Here is an 18,665-nt window from a genome sequence, read left to right as displayed (position 1 = left end):
AGAGCGGCAACGGGCCCCGTTCGCATATCGGCCGAATCTCAGAGATCAGCGAGCGCGGCCCGCATCGATGGGGCGACAAGGTCGGCCAGGGCGGAGACGGACAACCCGGCGATGGGCTGAAGCCGCAGCAAATACCGGGCGAACGCCACCCCCAACAACTGGGCGGCGACCAGCCCACTCCCCGCAGCCGCACGCTCGGCGCCCAGCACCCCCGTCAGGCTGCTGGTGAACTGCTCGTGCAGCGCCCGCCGCAGCCGCTCCGCCGCCCGCTCATTGGTCGCCGCCGAACGCAGCAGCAGCCGCAGCGACCCCTCGGCCGCGTCCTGCTCCCACGGCGCGAGAAAATGCGCGACAAGAGCATGCGGCAACCGCTCCACCGGCGTCCCCGTAAGATCGGGCAGCCCCAGATCGACATCGAGCGCGGCGTCGAACAGCCGCTCCTTGCTCCCGAAGTACCGCATGACCATGGAGGGATCGATCGACGCGCTGGCCGCGATGGCCCGTATCGTCGCCCGCTGATACCCCTCAGCGGCAAAGTGCAGCCGCGCGGCATACAGAATCGCCTCACGCGTCCGCTGCGAACGAGATGTCACACGCTGCTCCACAACGCCCCTCCACCCCAGCCACGAATAAGCCACTCACACCCACCGACGCACGGGGTCGCACCCACCCCCAGCCGACACGCAATCCGCAGCCGGCGACGCACGACCGCCCCACCCACCCCCACCCGGTACGACGGCGGCGCACCCGACGACGCACGCCAGGGGCCGTGCCGGTACGTCCAGCCCGTCGCATACGTGGTTATGGCCAAGTTCATGCTGTGGCAGCAAACAGCAATGCCCACCGGCGACGGGCTGGACGTACCGGCACGGCCCCGCCCCCCACACCGGCTCACGCCTGTTCGGCGCCCGCAGGCTCCTGCGAACGACCCTCTGCCGCCTCTGCCGCCCCCGCCACCACAGACGCCGGCCCCTCCACCCCGCACCACTGATGCAGCGCGCGCCGAAGCCGCTCCTCGCGCCCGCCGGGATCCTCCGGGCCGTCCACCCAGGCCGTATACCCGTCCGGACGGACCAACAGGGCACTCACACCCGGAAGTTCAGGCACCGGAACACCGACCCGCACCGGACTCACCCGCGACCCCCACGCCTCGGTGACCGCGGCACGCCGCCCGTCCTCCGCGAGATCGAGCAGCAGAAACCGCCCGTCACGCATCAGCGAGTACAACCGCACCGGGGACGCCCCGAGCCGCGGCACCGTCAGATCCGGCACCCGCTGCCCGACCCGCACCGAGGAGCCACCGCCGGGCGCCCCCCGCCGCACGTACCCGTTCCGCAACCCCGAGATCGTCTCCCCGGCAACCTTCCGCACCCGCCGATACGAGAGCGCCTTCGCCAGAACGGCCCGACGCACCGCGGTCACCCCCGCGGACGCGCTGGTGGCCGCCCGCGTAGCCCGGTCCGTGGCCCGCAGAATCCGCTCAGCCTGCGGCCGCCGCTCCACTTCATACGAGTCGAGCAGCCCCACCGGCGCCCACCCCTGCACCTCCGCGGCGAGCTTCCACCCGAGATTCACGGCGTCCTGGATCCCCAGGTTCAACCCCTGCCCACCGAGCGGCGAGTGCAGATGCGCCGCGTCCCCGGCCAGCAGCACCCGCCCGATCCGGTACTGGTCCGCGATCCGCTGATGGATCTTGAACCGGGCCAGCCACTCCGGCTCGTACGGCCCGGGATCGAACCCGAGCGCCCCGGTCAGCACCTCACTCAGCTCGTCCAGCGTCACAGGTTCCCGGGTCCACGGCCGGTCCCGCCAAGCCACCGCGACCCGGTACAGCCCGTCGCCGTACGGCACCGACACCACGACCCCGCCCCCACCGGACACGATCAGCACATCGTCCGGCGGCGGCTTCCGCAGCCGCACATCGGCGAGGATCGGTGCGATGTCATACGTACGGCCGCGGAAGGCGATGCCCGCGAGTTCGCGTACGACGCTGTGGGCGCCGTCGCAGCCGACGACGAAGTCGGCGCTCTCCTCCCACTCCCCGCCACCCGCCCGGACCTGGAGCGTGACGCCCGAGCCGTCCTGCGTCAGACCGAACACCTCGGTGTCGCGCTCGATGGTGACGCCGAGGTCGAGGGCGCGCTGCTGGAGCACCTGTTCGGTGCGGCTCTGCGGGATGACGTTGAGGTAGGGGAACCGGGTGTCGAGTTCGGCGAAGTCGACGCGGGCGCCGCGCGCGGGCACCATCCGGCTGACCGGCCGGCCAAGGGCCACCAGCGCGTCGGCGTGCCCGCGCAGATCGAGCACCTCCATGGTCCTGCTGTACAGACCCATGGCACGGGACTGCGTGGACGGCGCGAGCCGGCGTTCGAGGACCGTGCAGGACACGCCCGCGGCGGCGAGCTCACAGGCCAGGGCGAGACCGGTGGGCCCGGCCCCGACGACGATGACGGACTGTTCAGGAGCGTTGGCCACGAGTTCCTCCTTGGACGTGGGGCAGAGCGGAAGACGACACAAGAGGGGGAGCGGCCACCGGCCGGCTGAACCGCGCGGCCCAGGCGCCGGCACCCAGCACGAGCCCCCCGAGCAACAGCCAGCCCACCGCGCCCCGTTGGACCACGAGAAAGGTGATGACCAGCGGCCCATAGGTGTTCCGCGCCGCGTTCCCCAGGCCGAAGAAGGCGAGGTACACCTGCCGCCGGTCCTCGGGCGCCAGGTCGTACGAGATCGCCCAGGCCCCGGCCTGCTGATACATCTCGGCGAACGCCTGGAAGGCGACGGCGCCGAGCAGCAGCGCCACGGCGGCCACGGCCGGTACCGCCCCGGTGCCCGCGAGCCCGCAGCAGCAGACAGCGAGCAGCACCGCACTGCGCCGCAGCGCCCGTCCACCGTCGGCGGCGCTCTCGATGCCCCGGGTGGCCCTGACCTGGAAGAGCACCACGACGACCGTGTTCAGCACCAGCGTCCAGGCGATGGCCGCCCGCGGAATCCGGTCATGGGCGAGCACCCACAGCGGAACTCCGGCCGTCAGCACGGTGACATGCAGGCTCACCAGCGAGTTCAGCCCGGTCAACAGGGCGAAGTGACGATCCCGGAACACACTGACGCGCTGCTTCCACGACAACGCTCGCCCGCCACCGCCACCGCCACCGCCACCGCCCTCACCACCACCCCCCGGCGCGCCGTCGGCGACGGTCCGCAGCCGCGCCACCAGCCCCGCGGCGACGACGAACGAGAACGAGTTGGCGTACACGATGCCCACGTACAGTCCGTCGCTGTCCGGCAGCAGCACCGCCCCGGCCGCGAGGCCGCCCAGCGCGAGCCCGAGGTTCTGCAGCGACCGCGCGCGCCCCATGGCCCGTACCCGCTGCTCCTTGCCGACCGCCGTACCGAACAGGCCCTGCACCAAAGGCGATGCCCCGCGGTCGGCCACCGCGAGCAGCGACACCACGAGCAGGAACGGCGCGAAGCCCGACACGAACGGATAGCAGGTGAGCAGCGCGGCCCGGACCAGATGGGCGCCGATCAGCATGCGCCGAGGGCCGACCCGGTCCGCCAGGATCCCGATCGGCACCAGCGACAGGAAGGAGAGCCCGCCCCCGACAGACAGACCCACGCCCACCTGCCCACTGCCAAGATGCAGATACCGGGTGAAGAAGATGACGGACACGGACATGTACAGCCCGCTGCCGAGGGCGTCGACGAACACCGCGACGAGCAGAACGGCCGCCGCACCGGACAGCGGCCCGCGCCGCGTCCGTCCCGCTGCGTGTGTCATGTCGCCCTCACTCGTCAGGAGTTCAGTAGTAGTCGCGCATCAACTCGTCCACCCACTCCGGCTGGACGACCTCCTCGCGCGGTCCGAACTGCCGCAGATACGGCTTGATGTCGAGCACGGGAGTGCCGTCGACGGCGTCGAGCCCGACGACATGCAGATCGAGGCCGTCCGTCTTGACCAGCCGGCAGCGGGAGACCCCGATGCGGTTGGGCCTGTTCTTGCCGCGCTGGGCGAAGATGCCGGCCAGCGGCCACTGAGGGTTGTTGCGCGGATGGCGGGCGCCCTCCTGCACCTTGTCCAACGGGACCCGGTGGAAGTGGAAGACGACTTCGAGGTGGGAGAACGAGTCGAGGGAGAGCAGCGCGTCGGTGGTGAACCGTTCGGCGTCCAGCCGGATGACGGAGGCCACCTGGCCCCAGTCGTCGTCGATGAGTTCGCGGCGCTCGTTGTGCACATGGGCGATGGGCACCAGGTCAGTGATCGCGTCACCGTTCATGTCGGTGTCAGTCCTTCCGTCGTCGCCGGACAGGGCCGTCCCCCCGGCGTTCCCGTCCAGAGACCACACCTGATCCCGGACGAGCAACTCCCCTTCGGAGGCCCGCTGTACGGCCAGATAGACCTCCTCGCGGGGTACGCCGAGGAGCTCGCCGAGCCGTTCCTGGAGCAGCCGCAGCAGCTGACGCACCTGGGCCTTGCTGTAGCTCTCCTTGCACACGACGAAGCCGACCGGGGCCGGTGCCGTGGAACCGTCGCGCCACTCGGGCCGGTGGAAGGTGTCGGGCTCCAACCGCTGCCACCACAGCCAGCAGTGGCCGCGATCGAGCCCGAACAGCGCCGTCACGGAGTCGGCCAGTTCACCGAGCACGGCCGCGCCGGGGCTGGGCGCGGGTGAGAACAGCCTGATCACCGGCATGTCAGCGCACCCCGCCGAGCGGTTTGACGCCGATCACCATGCAGGTGCGTACGGGGATGAAGAACTCCTCGCCGTCCTGGCGGATGCCCAGCGCCTCCCGGTGCGCGGGGGGAGCCTCGGCGAGCCGCCGCCGGATCGCCCGCTCGGCCTCGGCGCCGGACGAGGCGATCTCGCACCAGCGCTTGATGGGCACCCCGGTGCGGCTCTCGGACTGCGAGCCGCGGGCGACCGGGACGTTGAGCCCGGCGCCCTGGAGGAAGCCGATCCACTCGTCGAGGGTGTAGCTGCGCTGGTGCGTGGGATCGTGCAGCATCTCCAGCTCGTGGTTCAGCGCGTCGATTTCGGGGTTCTCGTGGCCCTCCAGGTCGATGACGGCGAGCCGTCCGCCGGGGCGCAGCAGCCGCGCCATCTCACCCACCGCCGCCGGCATGTCACGGAAGTGGTGCGGGGCGAGACGGGACACCACCAGGTCGAAGGAGCCGTCGGCGAAGGGAAGTTCCTCGGCGTACGCCTCCTTGGTCTCGACGGAGACGCCGCGTTCGGCCGCGAGCTTGCGGACGGATGCCAGCATGTTGGGCGCGGGGTCCACGGCGACGAGACGGGCCGGGAGTTCGGCGGCGAACGAGAGCGCCAAGTGGCCGGCGCCGCAGGCGACATCGCAGATGGTGCTGCCCGTCTGCGGACCGAGCGTCTCGTGCAGGGCCTCCATCGTGGGGCTGGACCGGTGCACCTCACTGGTCGCGAAGTTTTCGGCGATCTTGTCGAATCGCTGGCTGGAGAGCATGTCCTGCGCCGCCTTCTTCCTCTTCCGCTGACTCACTGTCTCTGCTGACTCACTGCCTCGGCTGATTCACTGTCACTTCGTCGCGCCCACAAGGGAGGTGAGCGCCGAGACGGCGTCCCCGTGGGGACCCTTGCCGCACGGCTGGAGCGTGTGCCCGAGGCCTTCGAGCAGCCGCACCCGGACCTCGATGGAGTTCCGTCCGACCAGATGGCGCGCCGACCACTGGCCGTACATGTCGGGCGCGAACACGGCGGGCGGCAGGGTTTCGTCGTCGGCGTCGGCCATGTATCCGACCAGGTCGAACCCGCCGTACACGAGGTCGAGGGAGGGGACGCGCGACGTCAGGAAGGCGTCCTCCTCGATCACCGTGCCCACCAGCACCACCGTGTCCGTCCGGGCCGGCCGGCCGGAGCGCAGCAGGTGCAGCAGGGCCAGCCCGCCCAGCGAGAAGCCCACCAGGACGAGCGGCCGGACCAGCACGTGCTGGTGGGCGTCGAGCAGGTGGGACAGGCGCCCGGCGCGGGCGAGCTGATCGGCCTCTGTCGAGGGCGAGTTCGGCTCCCGGACGGGCATGTCGCAGGTGAGTACCTGCGCGCCCCGGGCCACCAGCCGCCTGGTCAGCTCGCCGAGCAGCCGGTCGTCGCGGCCCTCCCCGTCCAGGACGGAGACGCTGCCGGGACCGGCCAGCAGTACCGTGGCGTTCGCCGGACCGGCCGGGAAGGACCGCCGGGTGCGGTACCGCGTACCCTCCGGGTCCCCGCGCCACAGGGTGCGCTGATGCACGTTCATCGGATCACCTGTGGCAGACGGCCTCGGCGAAGCCGCCGACGCGCTGGTGGAAGTAGACGCTGATGATCTCCTCGTGGAGCGCCTCGCCGTCCAGTGTGGGCGCGACGCTCTCCAAGGTGCCGGGCACCGGTTCGACGAGCCCCCGGTCCATGAGCTCGGCGAAGACCGCCGCGAACGGCTCGTCACGGAAGAGTTCGACGCCGAACCGCCGGCGGAACCTGCCCGCGTCGATCGGCTGGTTCGCCTTGAACGCGAAGCCGAGCACCATGCCGATCGCCTGGTAGCCGGCCAGCCGCCGTCCGGAGGCGAGCGGCAGCCCCGGTCCCTCCTTGAGCCGCCGCGCGTACCCGGAGATGTCGGCGATGTTGTGGGTCTGCACCACGGTGTCGTCGTCGCCGGTCAGCCAGCCGTACGCGCCGGGGCCGTACGCGATCATGGAGTCGTGGCGCTGCCACTTGTTGCGGGAGACGCGGGGGATGTTGCCGTCGGGGTAGACGCCGGGCCGGTTCCACCAGCCGCACGGGCTCGGGTGATAGCCGCCGTCGAGCAGCAGCTCCACGATGGCCTCGCGCATCGCGTAGGTCTCGCCGAGCGAGGGGAAGAGGTGTTGCTCGCGCAGTCGGGTCTTGACGCTCTCCACGTTCCACAGCGCCCGGTTGCCGATGCCCATCTTGGCCCGGTCGGCGTTGCGCAGCCGGTAGATGGTGATGGTGGGGACGTCGAGGTCGATCAGCCGCCGGATGTCGTCGGCGACCGTGGCGGTGCTCTGGTGGGGCAGCCCGAACATCATGTCGACGTTGAACGGCTTCCCGGTGGCCCGCAGTTTGTCGATGGCCCGCAGCGACATGGCCGCGTCGTGGCCGCGCCCCGCGAACGCGTTGACCTCGCTCTGCAGCGACTGCACTCCGACACTGAACCGGTTGAAGCCGATCGCGCAGGCCTCGGCGAGCTCGTCGTGCTGGAAGTTGTCGGGGTTGCCTTCGAGGGAGATCTCGCAGTCGTCGGCGAGGGTGTAGCGGGCGCGTATGTGGTCGGTCAGCCGCCGTAATTGCTCCGTGCCGAGCAGCGAGGCGGTACCGCCGCCCAGGTAGACGGATTCGATCGAGGCGTGCGCGAGCCAGGGCGAGTGGGCGAGGCGCCGGCCGGACTCGTCGAGCAGCAGGTCGGTCCAGATCCGTGGCGCGGCCTTGCCCTCGGGGCCGTCCGCGACCTTGCGCTTGACGTAGTTGCAGAAGTGACAGATGTACGCGCACAGCGGCACATGGAAGTAGAGATGTGCGGGGCGGCCGGCTCCAGGATGGCCGCGCAGCGCGTCGGCGACCTGTGAAGTCGACAGCTGCTCACCGTAGTTGGCCGTCACGTTGATGTTGTAGTCGTCCTGGCCGATCCGCAGCGCGGGGTTCTCGCTGAGCAGCCGCGCGAGTCCGGTACCCGGGCGCGGCGCGGTTTCCGTACCGGGGCGCAGTGCGGTGCCCGTGCCGGGGCGCAGTGCTGTGGTGCCGGCCGAAGCAGCCGTCTTGCTCATCGCGACCTCGTCTCCTGAATCGGGAAGAACGGATGCCGAGCGAACCTTTGCCGCCGGCGGGCCTTCCCGGCCCGCCCCTCAACGGGCCGGGAAGTGGTGCACCGCTTCGTCACCTGCCGGCAAAGGCGTGAGGTCAGACCTCGACCTCGATGACCGTGGCCTCCGTGATGTTGGTGGCCTCCACGAGGGTCTCGGCGGGCGCGGTGGCGGAGGCGGCTCCGACGGCGCTCAGGGTCACGCCCTCCTGTCCCGGCTCCAGATGAATGCGGATGACCTTCTTCTCTTCGGGCATGGCTGTCTTCCCTTCGGTGGAGGCGGCAACGGTCGCGCCGCCGTGGGACAGGGACCCGCTCACTTCGTCGGGAGCGGGAGTCGGATGGGGCCGGGCGCGTCGGCCGGGGTGGAGCCCGGCGGGTCGGCCGGCGCCGACTGACGGGGCGTCAGGGTCAGTCGTACGTTGCGCTGTTTGCGGGCGCGCCAGTAGCGGCCGGAGCGCAGGGTGAACTCCTGCAGATACTCGGTGGCGCCGCAGCCCTTCGGGTCGCCGGTGATGTTCTTGGCCAGCGGCGGGCACCGGAACTGGCACCAGATGTCCTCCGCGGCCACCGGACAGGAGCCGCACACCGAGTGGTCGCTGAAGCGGATGTCACGGAACTCGTCGAAGCCGTGCTCCCAGATCTCGGCGAACGGCTTCTCCGTCGTGTTGCCCGCCTTGTAGAGCTGCCCCGACATGCAGTTGCTGCACGGGTACACGTCACCGCGGCTGTTGACATAGACGACCGAGCGGCCGCACTTCTCCTGGCCCACCGCGCGCTCCAGGCGCTGGCAGAACTGGATGGTGTCCACCCCGCGGATCTCGTCGGCGGCGCGCCGGGCGGGGCCGGTGGGTGTCTCGGCCGGCTCCTGGTCGGGCTCGGTGGAGTACCGGTCCATGCACCGCTGGTAGACCTCGAAGACCTCGTCGACGTCCTCGGGGCGCAGCAGCATGTCCGGGTGGAGCAGCGCCCGGCCCACCGGGTGCGTCTCCAGCCACTGGGGCCGGGGGTACCCGCGCTCCGCGCACCACTCGAAGATCTCCTCGGCGTCCTGGATGTTGTCGCGGTGGACGGAGATGGCGGTGCGGAACACATGCCCGTGCTTGCGCATCATCTCGAAGGCGTGCTGGAGCTTGGGGAAGTCCATCCTGCCGCGGACGGTGCGTTCGGGGTCGGCGGTGTCGAAGCTGATGAAGAACGACTGCCCTGCCGGGATCCGGGCCAGCTTCTCCTCGGTGACCAGCAGGCCGTTGGTGAAGATCTGGGTGCTGAAGGGCTTGCTGCGGGCGTGCTGGATGATCTCGACCGCGTCGCGGTGCGAGAAGATCTCACCACCCGTCAGAAACACCTGGAGCACGCCCATCTCCGCGAAGTCGTCGAGGAGTTGCTTGACGCGGGACGTGGAGATCTCGTCGGGCCGCTTGAGCGCGGAGTCGGCGTAGCAGTGGCGGCAGCGCAGATTGCACAGGTTCGTGGTCTCCACGAACGCGATGGCCGGGGCGGGCAGATGGAACCGGTCCAGCGTCACCAGCGGATCGGCGAGCGCGTGGGCCATCAGCTCGGCGGTGGCCACCGCCTGGCCTGAGTTGTGACGCTCGATCAACTCCCGTGCGGACGCGGCGAGGAACTCGACATGACCGTTCGGCAGCAGAGCGACGATCCCGCCCTCGTTCACCTGGAAGGGAATCTTCTGCACGGGCCCTGCCTCTCCTGGTCATGGGATGGCGGAACATGTAAGTCAACGGATGTTGAACTCATGCTGTGTTGAACTCTACGTAGGATGAATAACCTTGGCAAGGTGTGCCGCGCGAGCAGGGCCGGCGGGCGGTGCGAGGAGGAGGCGGCCGGGGCGCCGCGGCCCGCGGTGGCCAGGCAACTCTGCGCGCCTGTGGTGCGACCGGCGCAGTGGGTGTCACGCTGGGTGGATGAACATCCCTTTCCTGGGCAACTGGCGCAAGAAGCGCGGCCTCGCCTTCGGCGTCGCGGTGTTCTCCGACGGCGAGAGCGACCCCGAGGGCATCGCCGAACTGCTCTCCGAGTGCGAGCTGCTGCGCTCCCAGGCGCACCAGGCGGGAGTCGAACTCGACGACTCCGTAGCCTCGTTGGAAGCCCTCGACCAACTGCTCCCGCGCTGGCGCGACGACGAGGAGAGCCTGCCCTGGCTCGGCAACGACGCGGGGCTCTATCTCGGCACGGTGATCGTGCGTACGGTCCTCGGTGCGGCCTGGGAGATCTGGCCCAACGGCCAGCCCGTGGTGAAGCTGACCTCCGGCCGTGAGATCGACGTGGTCGCGGGCGGTCACGCCTGGGCGTCCAGCGGTGCGCCTGAGCTCTCCCAGTTCTACGCGGAGGCCGCCGAAGCCTAGTCGGCGACCCCAACAGCAGACCAGTCGTCGTAAATACGGCTAATGCCAGAAAAGTGCGTGTCGGGTATTAAGTCCGTTCTTGTCTGGATAGTTTGCGGCGACTGCGACACAGCTGAGAGTGGGTAGGGCAGGGCATGGCTGTCGATCCGTTGATCGAGCTGCACGACGTGAACAAGTACTTCGGGGCGCTGCATGTCCTGCAGAACATCAACCTCACCGTCGGCAAGGGGGAGGTGGTCGTGGTCATCGGCCCGTCGGGGTCCGGCAAATCGACACTGTGCAGGGCGATCAACCGTCTGGAGACGATCGAGTCGGGGACGATCAAGCTCGACGGCCGGCCGCTCCCGGAAGAGGGAAAAAGCCTGGCCAAGCTCCGCGCCGAGGTCGGGATGGTGTTCCAGTCCTTCAATCTCTTCGCCCACAAGACGGTCCTGCAGAACGTCTCGCTCGCCCAGATCAAGGTCCGCGGCCGCAAGAAGGAGGAGGCCGACAAGCGTTCCCGTGAACTCCTGGACCGGGTGGGCCTCGCCAGCCAGGCCCCGAAGTACCCCGCGCAGCTCTCCGGCGGACAGCAGCAGCGCGTGGCCATCGCCCGCGCCCTCGCCATGGACCCCAAGGCGCTCCTCTTCGACGAGCCGACCTCGGCCCTCGACCCCGAGATGATCAACGAGGTCCTGGAAGTCATGCAGCAACTCGCCCGCGACGGCATGACCATGGTCGTCGTCACCCACGAGATGGGCTTCGCGCGCTCCGCCGCCAACCGCGTCGTCTTCATGGCCGACGGCCGCATCGTCGAGGACCGCACCCCCGAGGAGTTCTTCACCAACCCGCGCAGCGACCGTGCCAAGGACTTCCTCTCCAAGATCCTCAAGCACTGAGCGGGGGAGCGCACCACATGATCCGTACGACACGTGTGTGCCGTGCCCTCGTGGCGCTCGCGGCACGGACCGCCACCGCCGCATCCGCCGCCTGCGGCAAGGAGGGCACCCCGCCCACCAAGGGCCCCGCCGCCGAGAAACTCCCCGACTACCAAGTGGCACAAGGCTTTCAGTTGCCCGGCTCGCCCACCTGGAAGCGGGCCGAGAAGCGCGGCTGCTTCACCGTCGGCGCCAAGGAGGACCGAACCTCGACTACGATTTGCCGTTCATCCCCGTGGTGATGGTGATCTCACCGATCTGCATCGGGATGTGCATGCTGCTCTCCTGGTTCGCCCAGTGGGTGTCCCGGTGGGAGCGGCGCAGTCCCCAGACCGAGGCCGTGGACGTGGCACCGGCCGAACCAGGGACGCTGCTGCCGGGTGGGGGTCCCCCCACAGCCCCGAGACTGTAGGGGGAGCAGCGGCTCGCAGGGCCAGACCCGGCCGGCGGCAGCCGGAGATCACTGCTCGCGCAGGGGCACCGACACATACGAGGGGTCGTGCTCCGGCGAGGAGAAGGTCAGCTGCGCGCCGGACGGGTTGTGCTCGATGTAGAGCGGGTCGACCGTGTCGACGACCAGGGCGAGCCGATGCCCTGCCGGGACGTCGTAGGCCGTGGAGTTCAGCTCCAGGTCGACGCCGAACGGCTTGCCGGGCGTCCGCCCGTGGAAGGTGTACGGCGCGTTGCTGACCAGCTTGCCGAGGCCGAGCGGGCCCACGTCGTAGAGGTACGCGACGAAGGTGCCGCTCTCCTTGGTGGGTGTGACCGTGGTGTGCAACGCGACGGTGCCGCGCACCTGTTGGGCGCTCGCGTACTTCTCCGACTGCCAGACGGCCGCCCAGTAGCGCGGCAGCAGCGGGATCGAAGCCACCGGGGGCAGTTGGGCGAGCTGGTCGAGGATGCTGGAGAGGAAGATGATCCCGCCGTCGGCGCCCGAGTCGACGTTCGTGTGGATCGTGGTGGTGCCCGCGAGGGCGATCTTCCTGCTGGTCGCGCCGACCGACTTCCAGTCCGGGTAGCCCTCGTAGGCGCCCGTGGTGCGGGGCTTGAGCTGGACCGGCTGCTCGCGGTCGATGCCGTTGTCCTCGCCCTTGAGATAGTGGTCGAACCAGCGGCCCGTGTCCGTCCACACGTCGTTGGGGAGCCCGAACAGCCCCGTCACCTCGGCCGTGGCATGGTCGCCGGGGCGGAACTCCAGCCTCTTGGGCCCGGTCAACTTCTCGTAGAACTTGGCGTACTGGTTGGGCGAGAAGATCGTGTCGCCCCAGCCGTTGGCCAGCATGATCGCCGCGCCGTTGGCGTTGAGCTGGTCGATGTAGGTTTCGGGGGAACGTTTCTTCCCCCAGGCGAGGATCTCCTGTTCCTTGGAGAGGTCGGAGGCGAAGAAGTCCTTGAATATCTGCTGGAGTTCGGCGCTGGGGCGGCCGGTGAGCGTGCCGGCGCCGTCCAGCAGGGCTGCCGCCTGGGCGTGCTGGGTGCGGCCCGAGTAGATCGACTCGATGAGGTCGGCCCAGCCGCTGAGGGCGGCGACCGCCTTGATCCGCTTGTCGTGCGCGGCGGCGAGCAGGCTGATGCCGGCGCCGTACGACATCCCCGCCATGCCGACTTTCTGTGCGTCGGACGGGGTGTTCGCCAGCGCCCAGTCGATCACCTTGGACGCGTCGGCCACGTCCGGCGGGCCCGCCACTTCTATCTCGCCGCCGGACTGCCAGAAGCCGCGGACGTTGTAACTGACCACCACATAGCCGGAGTCGGCGAGCTTCTGGGCCTGTGCGAGGTACTCGACCTGCGGCAGGCCCCAGCTGGTCGGCAGCACGATGAGCGGGTAGTCGCGGGTGCCGTCGGCGCCCGCGGGCGTGACGACGTTGGCCTTGAGGATCGTGCCGCCGTCTCCGGAGATGTCGACGAAGCGGATGCTCGCCGCGCTGGTGGCGGCCTGGGCGGCCGGGGCCAGACCGAGGCCGGCGGTGGCGATCAGCGTCGCGGAGACGGCACCGACGGCGGACGTGCGCAGGGCGTTGCGACCGTGTCCCACGGGTCACTCCTCACTCGTGTCAGTGCAAAGTGACCCGACGGTAACCTTGATCACTTACCGGAAGTAACCCGTCGGTAAGTTACGTGCGAGTAACGATTGTTGAAGTGTTCATTTCGTGAGCAACGGCCGCCCCGAAGTGTGCGTTCCGTGTGCGTGAGGGCTCTAGCGGATCGCGCGGAAGTGTGCGTCGGGGGTGTCACTCAGGGCGGCGGACGCGGCCGTGGCGAGGGCGAGCGGAATCAGCGGGCGTACGCGAATCAAGGGGACGTACCTCCGTGCGGGCTGTGGACCGCACGGAAAGAGGGGAAACGTCCCTTTGGGTTGCCCTGTGCCGGTTAGATCGCATTGGCGGTGGTCTGAAAAGGGGCCTCAGGAGTTCGCCCGGTGGGAATTGCGCGGTGGCGCGGGCGTGGGTAGCGGGGTCTGGGCGGGCCGGGTGACGTCCGCGACGAGTTCGACGACGTCCGGGCCGTATGCCTGGGAGTTCACGACCTTCAGGAGCAGGACGAAGGAGTTGCCGCCGTGCTTGCGCGCGAGGCGTTCGTGGTTGCGGGCGAGATAGCGGGTCGCCGCCTGGTTGGTGATCGCGCGCTGGCCGCAGAAGAGGAAGACGGGTCTCGTTCCGCGGTCCTGGCCCGCGACGAGCCGGGCGAGGATCACATACTCGCCCTTGCCCGACTCCAGGCGGTAGCGCTCGCTGCCGATCTGGAAGGCGCCGCGGTCCGGGCCCGGCTCGGCGTCGGTGTTCACGCGGATGCCCGGCAGCAGGGAGTGCAGATGCGCGGCCATTCGGCGATTCGACGACGGCCCGCCCACGCAGAACTCGGTGCGCTCCCCGAAACCCTGCTGTGCCGCGTCGTGCGCGATGACCTGGGCGTGCGCGCCGCAGTCCTTGATCAGCGCGGAGAGCTCAAGGAGTGCGAACACGTCGTGGCGCATCACGGTGAGTTCCGGTCCGCCGGCCTCGCGGTTCACCACCAGCAGCGACTCGGAGTTGTCGGGCAGCCCGAAGAACGCCTGCTTGCGCCGCAGCTTCCGCTTCCACAGATACGTACGGGCGAGCCAGCCGAGCGCGGCACTGATGCCGGCCGCGAGCACGCCGAGGACGATGTTGCGCACGTCGTCATTCATGGGCGCGCATGTTAGCGGCAGTACGGACCGGTGTTCGAGGGGGTCCTGACGCGGGCATGGCAGTGAAGTTACGCTGCGCGGACGGCTGTTGACTGGAGGTACGGATGCGTCGCCCTCTTGCGCGGAATCTGGCGGTCTTGGCGGTTTCGGCCGCGGTGGTGTCGGTCGGCGCGGCGGCGCCACCCGCCGCACCCGCCGCACCCGCCGCCCAGGCGGCGGAGAAGGTGCCCGTCGCCGTCGGATACGGCGGAGCCGTCGCGAGCGTCGACGCGGACGCCTCCGCCGCCGGAATCGAGGTCCTGAAGAAGGGCGGCAACGCCGTGGACGCGGCCGTCGCCACGGCGGCGGCTCTCGGCGTCACCGAGCCCTACTCGTCCGGCATCGGCGGAGGCGGCTACTTTGTCTACTACGACGCCAAGTCCCGTACGGTGCACACGATCGACGGCCGCGAGACGGCACCGCTGACCGCCGACTCCGGACTGTTCCTGGAGAACGGCAAGCCGCTCGCCTTCGCGGACGCGGTGACCAGCGGGCTGGGCGTCGGCACCCCCGGCACCCCCGCCACCTGGCAGACGGCTCTGGACGAGTGGGGCAGCAAGCGGCTGGGCAGCGTCCTGAAGCCCGCCGAGCGCATCGCCCGCGACGGCTTCACGGTCGACCCGACCTTCCGCTCGCAGACCGAGTCCAACCAGGCCCGCTTCAAGAACTTCCCGGACACCGCCGAACTGTTCCTGCCGGACGGCGCGCTCCCGGTGGTCGGCTCGACCTTCAAGAACCCCGATCTGGCGCGCACGTACGAGGAGTTGGGCAAGGAGGGCACCGACGCGATCTACGACGGCGACCTCGGCCAGGAGATCGTCGACACCGTGAACAAGCCGCCGGTGGATCCGGGTTCGGGCTACAACGCCCGCCCCGGCAAGCTGTCCCTGGAGGACCTGGCGGAGTACGAGGCGAAGCTTCAGGCGCCGACGAGGACGTCGTACCGCGGGTTGAAGGTCTACTCGATCGCGCCCTCCTCCTCGGGTGGCACCACGGTCGGCGAGGCGCTCAACATCCTTGAGAAGACCGACCTTTCGAAGGCGAGCGAGGTCCAGTACCTGCACCGCTACATCGAGGCGAGCCGGATCGCGTTCGCGGACCGGGGGCGCTGGGTGGGCGACCCCGCCTCCGAGGACGTACCCACCAAGGGGCTGCTCTCGCAGAAGTACGCGGACTCGCGGGAGTGCCTGATCAAGGACGACGCGGTGCTGACGAGCCCGCTGGCGCCGGGTGACCCGAGCGACCCCGCGGCCTGCTCGACCGCCGGAACGGCCGCCCCGACGACGTACGAGGGCGAGAACACCACCCATCTGACGGTGGCCGACAAGTGGGGCAACGTCGTCGCGTACACGCTGACCATCGAGCAGACCGGCGGCAGCGGCATCACCGTCCCGGGCCGCGGCTTCCTCCTCAACAACGAGCTCACGGACTTCTCCTTCACGCCCGCGAGCCCCGACGTCCACGACCCGAACCTGCCCGGCCCCGGCAAGCGGCCGCGCTCGTCCATCTCCCCGACGATCGTGCTCGACCGCAACAACCAGCCGGTGGTGGCGCTCGGTTCGCCGGGCGGCGCGACCATCATCACGACCGTGCTGCAGACGCTGACCGAGTTCCTGGACCGCGGGCTGCCACTGGTGGACGCGATCGCCGCGCCCCGCGCCAGCCAGCGCAACCAGACCACCACCGAACTCGAACCGGCCCTGTGGACCAGCACGCTGAAGACCCAACTGGAGTCCCTCGGCCACGCCTTCCGCCAGAACGCGGAGATCGGCGCGGCGACCGGTGTGCAACGGCTGCCCAACGGCAAGTGGCTCGCGGCGGCGGAGAAGGTGCGCCGCGGCGGCGGCTCGGCGATGGTGGTGCGGCCGGCGTCGTAGCGAGCGGTGGTCGTGCCCACGGCGTAGTGACAGGTCGTACGGGCGGCGTCCCGGCAGCTCGGGGCGCTGCCCGCCCGATGGTCAGTGCCGTGCGGCATCCGCTGTACGAGTCGTACGCCGACACGAAGGGCCGGCTGGGCGCGCCGGGACGGCGAGCGGGCCGGGAGTCAGCGCGCCGTCAGGATGCGTGGCCCCCCGGCCGTGATCGCCACCGTGTGTTCCGCGTGGGCCGCGCGGGAGCCGTCGTTGGTGCGGAGGGTCCAGCCGTCGGGGGCGGCGTGGTAGCCGTCGGTGCCGCCGCCGATGAGCATGGGCTCGATGGCGAGGACCATGCCGTGGCGGAGGGGGAGGCCGCGGCCGGGGCGACCCTCGTTCGGGACGCCCGGGTCCTCGTGCATGCGGCGGCCGATGCCGTGGCCGCCGAAGCCGTCCGGGATGCCGTATCCCGCCGCGCGGCAGACGGTGCCGATGGCGTGCGCGATGTCGCCGATGCGGTTGCCGACGACGGCCGCCGCGATGCCCGCCGCGAGGGCGCGCTCGGCGGTCTCCACGAGGCGTACGTCGGCCGCGCGCGGCTCGCCCACGATGAAGCTGATCGCCGAGTCGCCCACCCAGCCGCCCAGTTCGGCACCGAAGTCCATGGAGACCAGGTCGCCGTCGCGCAGCCGGTAGCCGTTCGGGATGCCGTGCACGATCGCGTTGTTCACCGAGGCGCAGATGACCGCGGGGAACGGGGTGGGCGCGAAGGAGGGCCGGTAGCCGAGGAAGGGGGAGCTCGCGCCCGCGTCGCGCAGGACCTGGTGCGCCACCTCGTCCAGCTCCAGGAGCGAGACGCCGACGTCGGCCGCTTCCCGTACCGCTGTGAGCGCCCGGCCCACGACCTGGCCCGCCACGTACATCTCGTCGATCGATGTGTCTGTCTTGAGTTCCACCATGCCAATTACTATACCGGTATTAGAATGGGGGCATGGTACGTACTCCCCTGACCCCCGAAGAGCGCGAACGCGGCGAGCGGCTCGGCCAGTTGCTGCGCAAGGCGCGTGGTGGCCGCAGCATGGCGGAGGTCGCGGCGGTGGCCGGGATCTCCGCCGAGACGCTGCGCAAGATCGAGACCGGACGGGCGCCCACCCCCGCCTTCTTCACGGTGGCGGCGCTGGCGCGGGCGCTCGGACTGTCGATGGACGACCTCGTCGTGCGATGCGCGTTGGCGCAGGTGGCGTGACATGTGAACCGCATGGGTTTCCAGCTGATGGAATACCCCTTGTCGTCTACGCGCGTAGTCACTAACCTCCGGCCATGTCGATCACCAACGACCGCCCCGCTGCGGCCACTTCGGATCAGACCGGCCCCGCCGTCGCCACCGCGGAACAGATACGGCGCGCGCCCAAGGTGCTGCTGCACGACCACCTCGACGGCGGTGTGCGGCCTGCCACCGTCCTCGCGCTCGCCCGCGAGACCGGATACGACGCCCTGCCCAAGAGCGATGCCGCCGAGCTCGGCGCCTGGTTCCGTGAGGCCGCCGACTCCGGTTCGCTGGAGCGCTACCTGGAGACCTTCTCGCACACCGTCGGAGTGATGCAGACCCGCGAGGCACTGGTCAGGGTCGCCGCCGAATGCGCCGAGGACCTCGCCGCCGACGGTGTCGTCTACGCCGAGGTCAAGCACGCCCCCGAACTGCACACCGCCAAGGGCCTCACCCTCGACGAGGTCGTCCAGGCCGTCCTCGAAGGCTTCCGCGAGGGCGAGCGACGGGCCGCCGCGGCCGGCCACCGCATCCGGATCGGCGCCCTGGTCACCGCGATGCGGCATGCCGCCGGATCCCGCGAGATCGCCGAGCTCGTCAACAAGTACCGCGACGTGGGAGTCGTCGGGTTCGACATCGCGGGCGCCGAGGACGGCTTCCCGCCCACCCGGCACCTCGCCGAGGCGCACTCGGTGCCGGGCGGTGCGGGCACCCTCATGGCGCTGTCCGCGCTCGGCGCGCTGCTCGGCGCGGTCACCCACGGCGCGCTCGGCTGGGCCGCGGCGGCGCGGGACAAGGCCGTCCTGCTCGCCGCCGGGATGGCGGCGACGTACTGGCTCGTGGCCCTCGTGCCCGGACCCGCGGGCGCCTGCCTGGTGGCCGTCGGCACCGGGGTGTTCTTCGCGCCGCTGCTCACCGTGGCCTTCGGGCTGGTCGGCGAACTCGCGCCGGAGGGGACGGTGACGGAGGCGTTCGCCTGGCTGGTGACGCTCATCGGCGGCGGTATCGCGGCCGGTTCCGCGGTCGCCGGTCTGCTGCTCGCGGGCTCCACGCTCACGGCGGCCGCCGCGGCCGGCGCCTGCGGGGTGACAGCGGGCGCGCTGGTGCTCGCCTTCGCGCGCGGCGGACTGGCCGCCAACCACCCGGCGGGGGAGGCGAGTAGGGTCTCCTGACAGCTGCGTCCTGCAAGGGCCGCACACCGGTGTCATCCATCCCGGAGCGCTCTGCGTCCGG

18 protein-coding genes and 1 pseudogene are annotated in these 18,665 nt (G+C 70.3%); 7 read left to right on the top strand and 12 right to left on the bottom strand.

The window, feature by feature from the left end; translation table 11 throughout:
• Positions 1 to 38: 38 nt before the first annotated feature.
• From OIC96_RS08265 to OIC96_RS08225, 9 genes are all read right to left on the bottom strand, one after another.
• Positions 39 to 605: a TetR/AcrR family transcriptional regulator gene (locus tag OIC96_RS08265; RefSeq protein ID WP_330308508.1), complete on the bottom strand. Its 567-nt coding sequence runs from the start codon at positions 603 to 605 to the stop codon at positions 39 to 41.
• 286 nt (positions 606 to 891) lie between these two features.
• The gene (locus tag OIC96_RS08260; RefSeq protein WP_330308509.1) at positions 892 to 2,475 is read right to left on the bottom strand and encodes an FAD-dependent oxidoreductase; all 1,584 of its coding nucleotides are present in this window, start codon (positions 2,473 to 2,475) and stop codon (positions 892 to 894) included.
• Positions 2,459 to 3,778 (bottom strand): MFS transporter, encoded by a 1,320-nt coding sequence (locus tag OIC96_RS08255; protein WP_330308510.1) that lies wholly within the window; start codon positions 3,776 to 3,778, stop codon positions 2,459 to 2,461. The genes OIC96_RS08260 and OIC96_RS08255 overlap by 17 nt, the downstream gene beginning before the upstream one ends.
• A 22-nt stretch (positions 3,779 to 3,800) precedes the next feature.
• A complete protein-coding gene (locus OIC96_RS08250; protein ID WP_330308511.1) occupies positions 3,801 to 4,691 on the bottom strand; it encodes an SAM-dependent methyltransferase in 891 nt (296 codons plus the stop codon).
• Between the two features lies 1 nt (position 4,692).
• The gene (locus tag OIC96_RS08245) at positions 4,693 to 5,511 is read right to left on the bottom strand and encodes a class I SAM-dependent methyltransferase (RefSeq protein ID WP_330308512.1); all 819 of its coding nucleotides are present in this window, start codon (positions 5,509 to 5,511) and stop codon (positions 4,693 to 4,695) included.
• A 36-nt stretch (positions 5,512 to 5,547) separates the two neighbouring features.
• Positions 5,548 to 6,264, bottom strand: a complete 717-nt coding sequence (locus OIC96_RS08240; RefSeq protein WP_330308513.1) for a hypothetical protein — start codon at positions 6,262 to 6,264, stop codon at positions 5,548 to 5,550.
• A gap of 4 nt (positions 6,265 to 6,268) precedes the next feature.
• Entirely contained in the window at positions 6,269 to 7,789 is a 1,521-nt protein-coding gene (locus OIC96_RS08235) for a coproporphyrinogen-III oxidase family protein (protein ID WP_330308514.1), read from the bottom strand.
• A 133-nt stretch (positions 7,790 to 7,922) separates the two neighbouring features.
• Positions 7,923 to 8,081 carry a hypothetical protein gene (locus OIC96_RS08230; protein WP_158690554.1) on the bottom strand — a complete coding sequence of 53 codons (159 nt, stop codon included), beginning with the start codon at positions 8,079 to 8,081 and terminating at the stop codon, positions 7,923 to 7,925.
• A 59-nt stretch (positions 8,082 to 8,140) separates the two neighbouring features.
• Complete coding sequence (locus OIC96_RS08225; protein WP_330308515.1) at positions 8,141 to 9,520, bottom strand: radical SAM/SPASM domain-containing protein; 1,380 nt, start codon at positions 9,518 to 9,520, stop codon at positions 8,141 to 8,143.
• 229 nt (positions 9,521 to 9,749) lie between these two features.
• Between OIC96_RS08225 and OIC96_RS08220 the strand changes: the two genes are divergently transcribed.
• From OIC96_RS08220 to OIC96_RS08205, 4 genes and pseudogenes are all read left to right on the top strand, one after another.
• On the top strand, positions 9,750 to 10,190 hold the full coding sequence (locus OIC96_RS08220; RefSeq protein ID WP_330308516.1) for a DUF6278 family protein: 441 nt from the start codon (positions 9,750 to 9,752) through the stop codon (positions 10,188 to 10,190).
• A 134-nt stretch (positions 10,191 to 10,324) separates the two neighbouring features.
• Positions 10,325 to 11,068: an amino acid ABC transporter ATP-binding protein gene (locus tag OIC96_RS08215; RefSeq protein WP_330308517.1), complete on the top strand. Its 744-nt coding sequence runs from the start codon at positions 10,325 to 10,327 to the stop codon at positions 11,066 to 11,068.
• Between the two features lie 17 nt (positions 11,069 to 11,085).
• Positions 11,086 to 11,349 (top strand): hypothetical protein, encoded by a 264-nt coding sequence (locus OIC96_RS08210; protein WP_330310438.1) that lies wholly within the window; start codon positions 11,086 to 11,088, stop codon positions 11,347 to 11,349.
• Positions 11,310 to 11,519 (top strand): annotated as a pseudogene (locus OIC96_RS08205) (amino acid ABC transporter permease); the annotation flags it as partial. The gene OIC96_RS08210 and the pseudogene OIC96_RS08205, both read left to right, overlap by 40 nt.
• Positions 11,520 to 11,567: 48 nt before the next feature.
• Here OIC96_RS08205 and OIC96_RS08200 read toward each other — a convergent pair.
• Both OIC96_RS08200 and OIC96_RS08195 read right to left on the bottom strand, forming a co-directional pair.
• Positions 11,568 to 13,142 (bottom strand): alpha/beta fold hydrolase, encoded by a 1,575-nt coding sequence (locus tag OIC96_RS08200; protein ID WP_330308518.1) that lies wholly within the window; start codon positions 13,140 to 13,142, stop codon positions 11,568 to 11,570.
• A gap of 369 nt (positions 13,143 to 13,511) precedes the next feature.
• Positions 13,512 to 14,273: a hypothetical protein gene (locus OIC96_RS08195; protein WP_330308519.1), complete on the bottom strand. Its 762-nt coding sequence runs from the start codon at positions 14,271 to 14,273 to the stop codon at positions 13,512 to 13,514.
• Positions 14,274 to 14,377: 104 nt separating this feature from the next.
• Here OIC96_RS08195 and ggt point away from each other — a divergent pair, with 104 nt between their 5' ends.
• Positions 14,378 to 16,189, top strand: coding sequence for a gamma-glutamyltransferase (gene ggt, locus OIC96_RS08190; RefSeq protein ID WP_330308520.1), 1,812 nt, complete (start codon positions 14,378 to 14,380; stop codon positions 16,187 to 16,189).
• 167 nt (positions 16,190 to 16,356) lie between these two features.
• On the opposite strand, the gene map is transcribed toward ggt, so the two are convergent.
• Positions 16,357 to 17,124, bottom strand: a complete 768-nt coding sequence (gene map / locus OIC96_RS08185; RefSeq protein ID WP_327433171.1) for a type I methionyl aminopeptidase — start codon at positions 17,122 to 17,124, stop codon at positions 16,357 to 16,359.
• Between the two features lie 32 nt (positions 17,125 to 17,156).
• On the opposite strand from map, the gene OIC96_RS08180 reads away from it, so the two are divergent.
• Together OIC96_RS08180 and OIC96_RS08175 are read left to right on the top strand one after the other, a co-directional pair.
• Positions 17,157 to 17,411, top strand: a complete 255-nt coding sequence (locus tag OIC96_RS08180; RefSeq protein ID WP_330308521.1) for a helix-turn-helix domain-containing protein — start codon at positions 17,157 to 17,159, stop codon at positions 17,409 to 17,411.
• A 74-nt stretch (positions 17,412 to 17,485) separates the two neighbouring features.
• Positions 17,486 to 18,604 (top strand): hypothetical protein, encoded by a 1,119-nt coding sequence (locus OIC96_RS08175; RefSeq protein WP_330308522.1) that lies wholly within the window; start codon positions 17,486 to 17,488, stop codon positions 18,602 to 18,604.
• Positions 18,605 to 18,665 lie beyond the last annotated feature (61 nt).

Source organism: Streptomyces sp. NBC_00775 (assembly GCF_036347135.1).
Taxonomy (GTDB): Bacteria; Actinomycetota; Actinomycetes; order Streptomycetales; family Streptomycetaceae; genus Streptomyces; species Streptomyces lutosisoli.
Note: the sequence above shows the minus strand (reverse complement) of the source record. Positions and strands in the feature narration are given on the sequence as shown.

Excerpts from the sequence above, each read along its gene's own strand:
- OIC96_RS08255 (WP_330308510.1), bottom strand. The coding sequence starts at position 3,778 with ATGACACACGCAGCGGGACGGACGCGGCGCGGGCCGCTGTCCGGTGCG.
- OIC96_RS08250 (WP_330308511.1), bottom strand. The coding sequence starts at position 4,691 with ATGCCGGTGATCAGGCTGTTCTCACCCGCGCCCAGCCCCGGCGCGGCC.
- OIC96_RS08240 (WP_330308513.1), bottom strand. The coding sequence starts at position 6,264 with ATGAACGTGCATCAGCGCACCCTGTGGCGCGGGGACCCGGAGGGTACG.
- OIC96_RS08235 (WP_330308514.1), bottom strand. The coding sequence starts at position 7,789 with ATGAGCAAGACGGCTGCTTCGGCCGGCACCACAGCACTGCGCCCCGGC.
- OIC96_RS08230 (WP_158690554.1), bottom strand. The coding sequence starts at position 8,081 with ATGCCCGAAGAGAAGAAGGTCATCCGCATTCATCTGGAGCCGGGACAG.
- OIC96_RS08220 (WP_330308516.1), top strand. The coding sequence starts at position 9,750 with ATGAACATCCCTTTCCTGGGCAACTGGCGCAAGAAGCGCGGCCTCGCC.
- OIC96_RS08215 (WP_330308517.1), top strand. The coding sequence starts at position 10,325 with ATGGCTGTCGATCCGTTGATCGAGCTGCACGACGTGAACAAGTACTTC.
- OIC96_RS08210 (WP_330310438.1), top strand. The coding sequence starts at position 11,086 with ATGATCCGTACGACACGTGTGTGCCGTGCCCTCGTGGCGCTCGCGGCA.
- OIC96_RS08195 (WP_330308519.1), bottom strand. The coding sequence starts at position 14,273 with ATGAATGACGACGTGCGCAACATCGTCCTCGGCGTGCTCGCGGCCGGC.
- ggt (WP_330308520.1), top strand. The coding sequence starts at position 14,378 with ATGCGTCGCCCTCTTGCGCGGAATCTGGCGGTCTTGGCGGTTTCGGCC.
- map (WP_327433171.1), bottom strand. The coding sequence starts at position 17,124 with ATGGTGGAACTCAAGACAGACACATCGATCGACGAGATGTACGTGGCG.
- OIC96_RS08180 (WP_330308521.1), top strand. The coding sequence starts at position 17,157 with ATGGTACGTACTCCCCTGACCCCCGAAGAGCGCGAACGCGGCGAGCGG.
- OIC96_RS08175 (WP_330308522.1), top strand. The coding sequence starts at position 17,486 with ATGTCGATCACCAACGACCGCCCCGCTGCGGCCACTTCGGATCAGACC.